The sequence below is a fragment of the Pseudomonas sp. PA-1-3F genome (genome assembly GCF_021609665.1).
GTDB classification, from domain to species: Bacteria; Pseudomonadota; Gammaproteobacteria; order Pseudomonadales; family Pseudomonadaceae; genus Aquipseudomonas; species Aquipseudomonas paracarnis.
Map to the genome: position 1 here is coordinate 34,901 of NZ_WJZD01000042.1, position 11,641 is coordinate 46,541.

General features: G+C 61.6%; 11 protein-coding genes. 6 read left to right on the forward strand and 5 right to left on the reverse strand.

The genetic code is table 11. The features are described from left to right. Positions 1-72: 72 nt before the first annotated feature. From GIV26_RS23895 to GIV26_RS23910, 4 genes are all read right to left on the reverse strand, one after another. Positions 73-1,740, reverse strand: a complete 1,668-nt coding sequence (locus GIV26_RS23895) for a bifunctional protein-serine/threonine kinase/phosphatase (RefSeq protein ID WP_186526539.1) — start codon at positions 1,738-1,740, stop codon at positions 73-75. After that, positions 1,740-2,951: a nitrate/nitrite transporter gene (locus GIV26_RS23900; protein WP_032903097.1), complete on the reverse strand. Its 1,212-nt coding sequence runs from the start codon at positions 2,949-2,951 to the stop codon at positions 1,740-1,742. Before GIV26_RS23900 ends, GIV26_RS23895 begins: the two co-directional genes overlap by 1 nt. A 146-nt stretch (positions 2,952-3,097) precedes the next feature. After that, a complete protein-coding gene (locus GIV26_RS23905) occupies positions 3,098-3,673 on the reverse strand; it encodes an ANTAR domain-containing response regulator (RefSeq protein ID WP_003193274.1) in 576 nt (191 codons plus the stop codon). Positions 3,674-3,686: 13 nt separating this feature from the next. Further along, positions 3,687-4,886 carry a CmpA/NrtA family ABC transporter substrate-binding protein gene (locus tag GIV26_RS23910; protein ID WP_236282446.1) on the reverse strand — a complete coding sequence of 400 codons (1,200 nt, stop codon included), beginning with the start codon at positions 4,884-4,886 and terminating at the stop codon, positions 3,687-3,689. A 246-nt stretch (positions 4,887-5,132) separates the two neighbouring features. Here GIV26_RS23910 and GIV26_RS23915 point away from each other — a divergent pair, with 246 nt between their 5' ends. The 5 genes from GIV26_RS23915 to GIV26_RS23935 all read left to right on the forward strand — a co-directional run bounded on the left by GIV26_RS23915 (position 5,133) and on the right by GIV26_RS23935 (position 8,395). Beyond that, complete coding sequence (locus tag GIV26_RS23915; protein ID WP_236282448.1) at positions 5,133-6,053, forward strand: secretin N-terminal domain-containing protein; 921 nt, start codon at positions 5,133-5,135, stop codon at positions 6,051-6,053. A gap of 14 nt (positions 6,054-6,067) precedes the next feature. Beyond that, positions 6,068-6,283 carry a FliM/FliN family flagellar motor switch protein gene (locus tag GIV26_RS23920; RefSeq protein WP_034128368.1) on the forward strand — a complete coding sequence of 72 codons (216 nt, stop codon included), beginning with the start codon at positions 6,068-6,070 and terminating at the stop codon, positions 6,281-6,283. Positions 6,284-6,446: 163 nt separating this feature from the next. Further along, positions 6,447-6,836, forward strand: coding sequence for a winged helix-turn-helix domain-containing protein (locus tag GIV26_RS23925; RefSeq protein WP_072447526.1), 390 nt, complete (start codon positions 6,447-6,449; stop codon positions 6,834-6,836). Further along, on the forward strand, positions 6,823-7,290 hold the full coding sequence (locus GIV26_RS23930; protein ID WP_034128369.1) for a transglycosylase SLT domain-containing protein: 468 nt from the start codon (positions 6,823-6,825) through the stop codon (positions 7,288-7,290). The genes GIV26_RS23925 and GIV26_RS23930 overlap by 14 nt, the downstream gene beginning before the upstream one ends. An 85-nt stretch (positions 7,291-7,375) precedes the next feature. Further along, the gene (locus GIV26_RS23935; RefSeq protein WP_236282450.1) at positions 7,376-8,395 is read left to right on the forward strand and encodes a quinone-dependent dihydroorotate dehydrogenase; all 1,020 of its coding nucleotides are present in this window, start codon (positions 7,376-7,378) and stop codon (positions 8,393-8,395) included. Positions 8,396-8,522: 127 nt separating this feature from the next. Here GIV26_RS23935 and rmf read toward each other — a convergent pair whose 3' ends face one another. Then, on the reverse strand, positions 8,523-8,738 hold the full coding sequence (gene rmf, locus GIV26_RS23940) for a ribosome modulation factor (RefSeq protein ID WP_002553055.1): 216 nt from the start codon (positions 8,736-8,738) through the stop codon (positions 8,523-8,525). 532 nt (positions 8,739-9,270) lie between these two features. Between rmf and rlmKL the strand changes: the two genes are divergently transcribed. Next, positions 9,271-11,535, forward strand: a complete 2,265-nt coding sequence (gene rlmKL / locus GIV26_RS23945) for a bifunctional 23S rRNA (guanine(2069)-N(7))-methyltransferase RlmK/23S rRNA (guanine(2445)-N(2))-methyltransferase RlmL (protein WP_198791441.1) — start codon at positions 9,271-9,273, stop codon at positions 11,533-11,535. The last annotated feature ends 106 nt before the right edge of the window (positions 11,536-11,641 follow it).

Below are 11,641 nucleotides of genomic sequence, written 5' to 3' on the forward strand. Positions count from 1 at the left end.
CAGCAGCTGTGCCAAGTCCCTATAGCCCAGGTTTACTGAGCGTTTACACAGAGAGTCGGCGCATTCTGCCCGTTAGTGGTGCATCAGCCAGTACAGCAGCACCAGATTGAGTAGCAGCGAAGCCAACGCCAGGGTCTGCCAGACTTTCAAGGGTTCGCGTTCGAGCAAAGGGCGTGGGCGTACGCTCAATTCGCGGCGATCGGCCTGTTCCAGCACCAACAGCCATTCTTCGGCGGTTTCATAACGTTGGGCCGAGACAGCGGTCACCGCTCGTTCCAGGCTGTGTGGCAACCATTCCGGCAAGTCGGGGCGATAACGGCTGGCGCTGACGGGTTGGGAAAACCTGGGCCGTTGGAAGGCCTCGATTTCACCGTAGGGGTAATGCCCAGTCAGCAGGTAATACAAGGTCACGCCGACGCTATATAAGTCCTGTTGTGCCGTAGGCTGCTCGCCAGCGAACGCCTCGGGCGCGATGAAACTCGGGGTGCCGGGCAGCAGTTGCGCACGGTCCTCGGAGAGCCCGGGGCAATAGGCCAGGCCGAAGTCCAGCACCCGCAGTTCTCCATCTTCTCCCAGCAGCAGGTTTTCTGGCTTGATGTCGCGGTGCAGGATCTGCCGGCGATGCAACAGGCCCACGGCGCGCAGCAAGCGTTCGGCAATCGACTGCCATTGTGCCAACGGCAGCGGGCCCTGTTGTTGGAACAGTTGGGCCAGGGTTTGCCCGGCGTATTCGCGCATCACGTAGTACAAATGCTGACGGCCACTGGCGGCATGCACTTCGGGAAAGGCCCGGCCGGCGACCCGGCGCAGAAACCATTCCTCCGATAACAAGGCCTGGGCGGCGTCGGTATCGTCGCAACGCAACGGCAAGGTCTTGAGCAGCCAGGGTTGCCCCTGGGCGTCGTGCACGCGGTACAGCAGCGACTGCCGACTCTGCGCCAGCACGCTTTGCACCTGCCAGCCTTCAAAGGTTTGCCCGACTTTCAGCGGTGGCGGCAGTGGCCATTGCTGCAACTGCACCAAGGCGTCGCCGAGGGTGGCCGCGCCGAGTTGATCGATGCGCACCAGCAAGGCGCTGGCGTTGTCTTGACTACCCGCCAGGTGGGCGGCGTTGACCAGGGTGTTGACGGCCAGCTCGAGGTCGCTTTGTTCGCGCAGGATCGCGCCGATGCTGTGATCGCCCAGCGTGGCCCACACCCCATCGCTGAGTAGCAGGAAACACTCGCCCTCGCGCAATGGGCCATCGAGGAAATCCAGCACCAGATGCTGATCCAGGCCGAGGGCGCGCTTGAGCACATGTTGCATGCCCGGCTGTTCCCACACGTGGTCTTCGCTGATGCGTTGCAACTCTCCGTCAAGCCAACGATACGCCCGGCAATCACCGACATGGGCCAGGGTGAAACGCTGGCCGCGAAACACCAGGGCGCTCAGGGTGGTGAGCAACGGTTGGCCGCCGCCGTTGGCTTGCAACCAGCGATTCTGCGCCAGTAACAAGCGCTCCAGCGCCTGGGCCACGCCCCAGGTCTGTGGCGTAGCGTAGTAGTCCAGGGCCAGGGCCTGCAGGGTCGAGCGTGCGGCCAGGCCACCGTCGGCGCACTGGCTGACGCCGTCGGCCAGCGCGCACAGGTAGCCTTTGCTCGCGGCCAGTTCCGCCATGGGCGTGACCACCCGCAGCGCGTCCTGGTTCTCGCTGCGCGGGCCGATGGCACTGGCCTGGGCGACGCTCAGTTGCAGGCTCATCAGACGCGGGCGGCGGTCACGGCGGCCGAACCCCAGGTGGTTCTCCAGCGCCGTTTCACCCCATGCAGGCCGAACCAGGCCAACACACCGAGGCTGGCGAACAACCACAGGGCCAGTTGATAGCTGCCAGTACTCTGCTTGATGGCGCCCATGCCCGCCGCAAGGGCGAAGCCACCGATGCCACCGGCCATGCCGATCAGGCCGGTCATGACGCCGATCTCACTGCGAAAACGCTGCGGCACCAGTTGGAATACTGCGCCATTGCCGGCGCCCAGGCCGAGCATGGTGCAGACGAAAAGCGCCAGCGCTGCGTAGGAGCTGGGCAAGTTGAACCCCACTGCCGCAATGCAGATCACCGCCACGCTATACATGCCGAGCAGGGTCTTGATCCCGCCGAATCGGTCTGCCAGGGCGCCACCCAATGGGCGCATCAGGCTGCCACCGAACACACAGGCGGCGGTGTAGTAGCCGGCGGTCACCGGGCTCAGGCCGTACTGGTCGTTGAAGTAGCCGGGCAGGGCGCTGGCCAGGCCGATAAACCCGCCGAAGGTCACGCTGTAGAAAAACATGAACCACCAGCTGTCGCGGTCGCCCAGGGCCTTGAAGTAGTCGGCCATGGATTTGGCTTTCGGCCGTTCAGGCGCATTGCGCGCAAGCCAGGCGAATACGATCAGGGTCAGCACCAGTGGGATCAGCGCAAAGCCGAATACATTGCTCCAACCAAAGGCGGCCGCCAGCACGGGCGCCAGCAACGCCGCAAACACGGTGCCGGAGTTACCGGCGCCGGCGATGCCCATAGCCTTGCCCTGGTGCTCCGCGGGGTACCACTGTGACGCCAAAGGCAGGGCGACCGCGAAGGACGCACCGGCCATGCCCAGGAACATGCCCAGCAGCAGCGCTTGTTCGTAGCTGTGGATCCCCAGTTTCCAGGCGCAGAACAGCGCCACGATCACAATCACCTGGCCAATCAGCCCGGCGGTCTTGGGCGACAGCTTGTCGGCCAGCATCCCCATCAAGAAGCGCAGTACCGCGCCCGCCAGGATCGGGGTGGCCACCACCAGGCCGCGCTGTTGGGTGGTCAGGTGCAAGTCAGCGGCAATCTGCACCGCCAGGGGGCCCAGCAGGTACCAGACCATGAAGCTCAGGTCGAAATACAGGAACGCGGCAAACAGGGTCGGGGTGTGCCCGGATTTCCAGAAGCTTGATTTCATCACGCACCTCAACGGTTGGGGGTCTAGAAACGAAAAAACGCCGCCACCGGGTTCGCGAGGGCAAACCGGGTGGGCGACGTCTTTGTCGTGAGGGGGCAACCGCCGTTGGCTACCTGTGATAATTCTTTAGCAAGAGCTGAGCCAGATCAGCCGAGCAACTCGCTCATGGCAATAATCTGCTCCGCCACCTGGATCAGTTTCTGTTGACGGCTCATGGCCTGGCGGCGCATCAGGGTGTAGGCCTCTTCCTCGTTGCAGCTCTTCATCTTCATCAGCAGGCCCTTGGCCAACTCGATGCGCTTGCGTTCGGCCAGTTGCTGGTCGCGGGCATGAAGCTGGGCGCGCAGGGCCTGGTCACTCTCGAAGCGCGCCATGGCCACATCGAGGATCGGTTGCAGGCGCTGGGCCTGGATACCTTCGACGATATAGGCACTGACGCCAGACTTGATGGCCTGGCGCATCACATTAGGGTCGTGCTCGTCGGTGAACATCACGATGGGCCGTGGCTGATCGCGGCTGACCAGCACCACTTGCTCCATCACATCGCGCCCGGGTGACTCGGTATCGATCAGGATCACATCAGGACGCACTGTTTCGACGCGTGCGGGCAGGTCGATGGTCAAGCCGGACTCATCGATCACCTCGAAGCCGGCCTCGGTCAATGCGGCCTTGAGGCGCCCGACCTTGCGCGGGGTGTCGTTGATCAACAGGATTCGCAGCATCGTCGGGCTCCTGTCAGCGCAGCGCTTGGCGATTGGCATCATCGGCCAGGGCATGCAGGTGGAAGCTGCGGGCGTAGCCAGCGGGGTCGCTGCCGTCCCAGGTCTTGCCGTCGAGCAACTGGCTGCGGCGCATGTCCGAGTCGCCTGCGGTAATGCCCAGCGCCTCGGCAGCCTGGCGATACAGTGCCAATTGCTGAACTTGCCGGGCAACGCCCAGGTAGTCAGGGTCTTCCCGCAGCAAGCCCCAGCGCCGGAACTGGGTCATGAACCACATGCCATCGCTGAGGTAAGGCAGGTTCACCTCGCCGTCGGCGAAAAAGCGCAGTGCATGGGGATCCTGCCAGTGGTTGCCCAGGCCATCGTCATAGTGCCCCAGCAGGCGCGGTTCGATGCAGCCCACAGGTGCGTCGAGGTATTCACTGGCACTGAGCAACTGGGCGGTAGAGCGGCGGTTTTCACGGCTCTGCTCGATAAACCGACTGGCCTCGAGGATCGCCATGACCAGTACGCGTGCGGTATTGGGGTACGCGTCAGCGAAGGCTTGGGTGCAGCCCAGGACTTTTTCCGGGTGGTCCGGCCAGATTGCCTGGCTAGTCGCCAGGGTAAAGCCCTGGTTTTGTTGCACTGCGCTGGCGCACCAGGGTTCACCCACGCAAAGTCCGTCGATGCGTCCGGCTTGCAGGTGCGCCACCATTTGCGGCGGCGGCACCACCACACTGTTCACATCCTGCAATGGATGAATGCCTTGGCTCGCCAGCCAGTAGTACAACCACATGGCATGGGTGCCGGTGGGAAACGTCTGAGCGAAGGTCAGTTTTGTCCGGCTTTGGTGCACATGGCCTTTCAACGCCTCAGGAGTGATCACGCCTTGCTGTTGCAGGCCGTGGGACAGGTTGATGCCCTGGCCATTCTGGTTAAGCCCCATCAGCACTGCCATGGGGCTGGCGGCGACGCCGCCGATGCCCAGGTGTACGGCATAAATCAGCCCGTAGAGACTGTGGGCGGCGTCGAGTTCACCGCTGACCAGCTTATCGCGCAGGTTGGCCCAGGACGCCTGGCGCTTGAGGTTGAGTGTGAGGCCGTAAGGTTGGGCGAAGCCCTGGGTGGCGGCGACCACCAACGAGGCGCAATCGGTCAGGGCCATGAACCCAAGGTCCAGGCTGCTCTTTTCCGGGGCATCGCTGCCGTGTACCCAAGCCAGCGGATCGTTCATCAATACCTGCCTTTTCTGAAAAAAAAGCGCCGTTTCCCAGGCTGGCGTTACAGGCCATTGCAGGGAAACGACGCCTCTGTCCGTAGGCCCGTACCGCCGTTGGTGCGAGCCTGATACAGAGTGCATAGCAAGGCACATGCCATGGGTGGGCCGGTGCAACTGGCCGTCAACTTTCCATCATGATTGAACCTTGTGCGCCTCGCAGTATGGCCGCTTCCTCAGGCCAGACCGCCAGGCATTCCCACGGTGCACGCTGATTTCCTCGCAACCCTCAATTGCCGCTGGCTGTACAGCGTGCTGCTGTGCGCCGCGCTGTTGCTGGGCAGTCGCACGGCCTGTGGCGAGGTGTACCAGGCACAGGATGAGGGGCTGCCGGCTTTCTTTGCTGCGTTGTCTGTGTCATTGGGCCTGCCCGTGGTGACCAGCCGTGCCGTGGCTAGTAGGCAGGTGAGCGGAGCGTTCGATTTTGCGGCGCCGCAACAGGTCATTGAAACGCTCACCGCGCGCGAAGGCTTGATCTGGCACAGCGATGGCCAAGTGTTGCACGTCTACGCTGCCGACGAAGCGAGAAGCTCGGCGGTGGCGCTGCAACATATTAGTGTCGACAGGCTGCGTGGCATCATGCGACGTGCAGGGCTGGATGAGCCGCGTTATCCGCTGCGCGCAAACGGGGCGCGCATGTTCTACGTGTCCGGGCCTCCCAGCTATGTCGATCATATATTGCGGCTGACGCAACTGATGGATCGACCCCCTCGCAAGGCGCCAGAGCGCCCGCCTGCATTTGGCGTGGTGCAAGTGATCAATTTCCCGGTGGAAGATCACCCGCACGGCGTGGGTACCAACAGGGGCCTGGTACCAGGCATGCTCTCGATGATCCAGGCCCGGCTATCCCAGGCGCAGAGGGTCCAGTTGGCCGACGGCCGCCTTGCGTTGCTGGCCTATCCGGATACCAACAGTGTGTTGATCAAGGGCTCGCATGCCCAAGTGAAAGTTATCGAGAAGCTGCTCGCCGAGCTGGATGTGGCCCAGGTGCTGAATGAAACCTTGCCGGGGCAGGCGCATGCCGGTGGTGGCGACCCGCAGGCCGGGCCACCTCAGTTGACCGCCGCGCAATATGAGCGTGTGCAACGTGCGTTCCTACGGACGGAGCGCGAGTTTTCCCCCTGAAAAGGCATTTGTCCATGCACCTGGAAATACTGCTGCAGGAGCAATTGATCAGCCGCAAGCGTTTGGCCGCGTTCGCGCCGGGAAAAGTGCTGCCCTTGGACCCAGGCGTCACACGATGTGTGGAGGTGCGGGTCAATGGACAATTGATGGCGTTAGGTGAGTTGGTGCAGTTGGAGGACCGGCTAGGGGTCGAGTTGCAGGAGACCTTTCAGGAATGGCTGTCGCGATAAGGGGGCAAGCGATTTGTCTGACCGGCAGCGGCCCAAAAAAAACCATTGAATGGGTTTTTTCCTAACGCGAGTCTGCGGGGCGGTTTTTATAGTCGTGCCAATGGCAGGTGAGCCGGTTCACACAGTAAGGATTTGAATGTCAGTAGTCGATACAGAGGTGCGTATGGCCGTCGTGACGCAAGAAGCGGCGGCATCCCTGGTCTTCGCTCGCTGGACCTTGCACGGCGATGGTCGGTTGATAGGCGCGGATGCGGATATACAGCTGCCTCCCAAGGAGGGGCAGGTGCTGCGGTTGCTGCTGGCCTCCGGTGGCGCACTGATGACCAAGGACCGCTTGCTGGAACTGGCCTGGCCTCGGGGCGAGGTAGCCGATGAGTCACTTACGCGTTGTATTTATTCCCTGCGCAAGCACTTGAGGGCCGACAAAGGCTTTATCAAGACTATTTATGGCAAGGGCTATCGCTTTACATGCCCGGTACGGGTGGGTGATCAACCGAGGGCTGTCCTGCACCTGTGCGCCGTCTGTGGTCAGGCCAGTAATGTTAAAGGTTAGGGTCGGGGGCAGAGGCCTGTTGTTCAGTGTGCTGATGGGCTGTAACCCGGCATGGGCCTATTGCTGGGAAGAGGCGGCCAGCCGCTACGATCTCGAGCCAGAGTTACTGCAGGCTATCGCCTCAGTCGAGTCGGGTTACCGTGCGCAAGCAATGAACTACAGCAACCGAAACGGCACACGGGATATTGGCTTGATGCAGATAAACAGCATTCACCTGCCTCGTTTGCTCAAGCAGGGTATTACCGAAGAGCGGTTGTTGAACGAACCTTGCCTGTCGGTGGAAGTAGGCGCCTCGATTCTTGCCGATTTTATACAGCGTTTTGGCTACAACTGGACGGCAGTGGGCGCTTACAACGTTGGGCCCGGCCCCGGCCCTCAGCGTGAGGCATTACGCCTGCGTTACGCCGAGAGGATCTGGGTGCGCTATGAGGCCTTGATGGCGCAGCGTCAATGAGATCGAGTGTCATGCCTCGCATGCAACCCACCGCCGCGGCTATAATCACCGCCACCTTTTACCGCCATCCGAGTCTAGCCCGCCCATGTATAACCTGGCCCGCCAGCTGTTGTTCAAACTTTCCCCGGAAACCTCCCACGATCTGTCCCTGGACCTGATCGGCGCTGGTGGCCGCCTGGGGCTCAATGGCCTGGTATGCAAGGCACCGGCGAAAATGCCGGTGTCGGTGATGGGGCTCGACTTCCCCAACCCGGTCGGGCTGGCAGCCGGCCTGGACAAGAACGGCGCCGCCATCGACGGGTTTGCGCAGTTGGGTTTCGGCTTTGTCGAAATCGGCACCGTGACCCCACGACCGCAACCGGGCAACCCCAAGCCCCGCATTTTCCGCCTGCCGGAAGCGGAGGCGATCATTAATCGCATGGGCTTCAATAACCTCGGCGTCGACCATCTGCTGTCGCGGGTTCAGGCGGCGAAATACACCGGCATCCTGGGTATCAACATCGGCAAGAACTTTGACACCCCTGTGGAACGTGCGGTGGATGACTACCTGATATGCCTGGACAAGGTCTACGCCCACGCCAGCTATGTCACCGTCAACGTCAGCTCGCCCAACACTCCGGGCCTGCGCAGCCTGCAATTTGGCGATTCCCTCAAGCAACTGCTCGAAGCCTTGCGCCAGCGCCAGGAAGACCTCGCCGTGCGTCACGGCAAGCGTGTGCCCCTGGCCATCAAGATCGCGCCGGACATGAGCGATGAAGAAACCGTACTGGTGGCCCAGGCCCTGGTGGATGCGGGGATGGACGCGGTGATTGCAACCAATACCACCCTCAGCCGCGTGGGTGTCGAAGGCCTGGCCCATGGTGACGAGGCGGGCGGCCTGTCGGGCGCGCCAGTGCGTGACAAGAGCACCCATATCGTCAAGGTGCTGGCGGCCGAGTTGGCCGGGCGTTTGCCGATCATCGCGGTGGGCGGTATTACCGAAGGCAAGCACGCGGCCGAGAAGATCGCGGCTGGCGCCAGCCTGGTGCAGTTGTACTCCGGCTTTATCTATAAAGGGCCGGCGTTGATTCGCCAGTCGGTGGATGCCATCGCTGCCTTTCGCTGACAATCTGCGGGGCAATAAAAAGGGCTCCATAAAGGAGCCCCTGGGCCGAAGCCCGCCGCCCGGATGGGGCGCGCGTGGTTAAGTCGTTACTCGTTCAGAGATGTGTGTCGGAATAAAGTGCCCCTGATTAGCCGACGGCGTGAAGTTCGTTGAGTCTGTGGATGCCCGCAGTGCCAGTCATACCGTCCCAGTTGTCGCCGCGTCCTTCTCGCCAGCCGTTGATCCAGGCTTGGCGTACCGACGGTAGAGTAAATGGGCAAAGCTCACGGGATTTTCCATGAACGCCATATTGATATCCGCGTAAAAATGCTCTTTCCAACGGATCACGCTTAAGTCTTCTCATAGGGTGTTTCCCTCACTTGTTGACTGTCTAGATATCCTTCGGCCTTGTCCAAGGCCGGGCAGAGTTTTTCTGCCGTTGGTGGGCTCGCTGCCGGCGTGGCGAGCCGATGTGTCGGCACCGTTACGGCGCCAACCTGTGTTGAGTTCTAACCAATAGGTCACATGTATTCAATGATCGTTTTGTCATAAGCACGTAACGATAACGATGCTATAGCCATAAGCGGGGATGGTTATTCGCCCCTTTTATAGGGCAAAGCCAGCTATGATGTGCCCTGCACAGAGGAAAGGTTTAATCCCTTGGTGAGAATGACCGCCTGTTGCAGTCGGTTATTATTCGACGAAGGGTCGGAATATTTCTTTTTGTTGCACAACATTCTTCTTCTGCCTCGCCAATAAAGGCTCAAGGGCCCGTCAGACGGGGTGGAACGGCACATTCGTGCCACGCGAGCACTCTTCGAGAAAAGTGCTTGATTGAAAACCGAACCGGCGATGCGTCGCCTGTTCACTTATTGCTGAAAAGCCTGGAATGCCCCATGTCGGACCGTTTTGAACTCTTCCTCACCTGCCCCAAGGGCCTCGAAGGCCTGCTGATCGAGGAAGCCGTCGGGCTTGGCCTTGAGGAAGCCCGCGAGCACACCTCGGCCGTGCGCGGCATGGCCGACATGGAAACCGCTTACCGCCTGTGTCTCTGGTCACGCCTGGCCAACCGTGTGTTGCTGGTGCTCAAGCGCTTCCCGATGAAGGACGCCGAAGATCTTTACCACGGCGTGCTGGACATCGAATGGGCTGACCACATGGTTCCCGACGGTACCCTCGCGGTGGAGTTCAGCGGGCACGGCTCGGGCATCGACAACACCCACTTCGGCGCCCTGAAGGTCAAGGATGCGATCGTCGACAAACTGCGCACCCCGACCGGCGAACGTCCGTCCATCGACAAGATCAACCCTGACCTGCGCATTCACCTGCGCCTGGACCGTGGCGAAGCCATCCTGTCCCTGGACCTTTCCGGCCACAGCCTGCACCAGCGCGGCTACCGTCTGCAGCAGGGCGCGGCACCGCTGAAGGAAAACCTGGCGGCGGCGATCCTGATCCGCGCCGGCTGGCCGCGTATTGCAGCCGAAGGCGGCGCGCTGACAGACCCGATGTGCGGTGTGGGTACCTTTCTGGTCGAGGGCGCGATGATCGCCGCCGACATGGCCCCCAACCTCAATCGTGAACTGTGGGGGTTCACCACCTGGCTGGGCCACGTCCCGGCGCTGTGGAAAAAACTGCACGCAGAAGCCACTGAGCGTGCCGCTATCGGCATGAACAAGTCGCCGTTGTGGGTGCGTGGCTATGAAGCCGACCCACGCTTGATCCAGCCTGCTCGCAATAACATCGAGCGCGCCGGGCTGAGCCATTGGATCAAGGTGTACCAAGGCGAAGTCGGTACTTTCGAGCCGCGCCCGGACCAGAACCAGAAAGGCCTGGTCATCTGCAACCCACCTTACGGCGAGCGCCTGGGTGATGAAGCCAGCCTGTTGTACCTCTACCAGAACCTCGGCGAACGCCTGCGCCAGGCCTGCATGGGCTGGGAAGCGGCGGTGTTTACCGGCGCGCCGGACCTGGGCAAGCGCATGGGTATCCGTAGCCACAAACAGTATTCGTTCTGGAACGGCGCATTGCCGTGCAAGTTGCTGCTGATCAAGGTCAACCCGGATCAGTTCGTCACGGGCGAGCGCCGCACTCCTGAACAGCGTCAGGCCGAACGTGAGCAAGCGGCCTACGACCAGGCCCCGAGCGAGCCGGCAGAGCGTCAGTACAACAAGAACGGCAACCCGATCAAGCCCGCCCCGGCCCCCGTGGTGGAACAGGCGCGCTTGAGCGAAGGCGGGCAGATGTTCGCCAACCGCCTGCAGAAGAACCTCAAGCTGTTGGGCAAATGGGCCAAGCGCGAAGGGGTGGATTGCTACCGTGTGTATGACGCCGACATGCCTGAATACTCCATGGCCATCGACCTGTACCACGATTGGGTGCACGTACAGGAATACGCCGCGCCTAAATCCATCGACCCGGAAAAAGCCTCGGCCCGCATGTTCGATGCCCTGGCGGCAATTCCCCAGGCACTGAACGTCGACAAGAGCCGTGTGGTGGTCAAGCGTCGTGAGCGTCAGAGCGGCACCAAGCAATACGAGCGTCAGAGTGCCCAAGGTAAATTCACCGAGGTCAGTGAAGGCGGCGTTAAGTTGCTGGTCAACCTCACCGATTACCTGGACACCGGCCTGTTCCTCGACCATCGCCCAATGCGCATGCGCATCCAGAAGGAAGCGGCGGGCAAGCGCTTCCTCAATCTGTATTGCTACACCGCCACAGCCAGTGTGCATGCTGCCAAGGGCGGCGCGCGCAGCACCACCAGCGTCGACCTGTCCAAGACCTACCTGGACTGGGCGCGTCGCAATTTCTCCCTCAACGGCTTCTCCGACAAGAACCGCCTGGAACAGGGTGACGTGATGGCGTGGCTGGAAGCGAGCCGCGATGAATTCGACATGATTTTCATCGACCCGCCGACCTTCTCCAACTCCAAGCGCATGGAAGGCATCTTCGACGTGCAGCGTGACCATGTGCAGTTGCTCGACCTGGCCATGGCGCGCCTGGCGCCGGGTGGCGTGCTGTACTTCTCCAACAACTTCCGCAAGTTCCAGCTGGAAGACAACCTCAGCGAACGCTATGCGGTCGAGGAGATCAGCGACAAGACCATCGACCCGGATTTTGCGCGCAATGCCAAGATCCACCGCGCCTGGAAAATCACCGCACGCTGATTTCCCCCTATAGGAACGAGCTTCTGTGGCGAGGGAGCTTGCTCCCGCTGGGGTGCGCAGCGCCCCCCAAAAAATTTCCGGCGCCTCCCCCCCCCGCCGGGGGAAG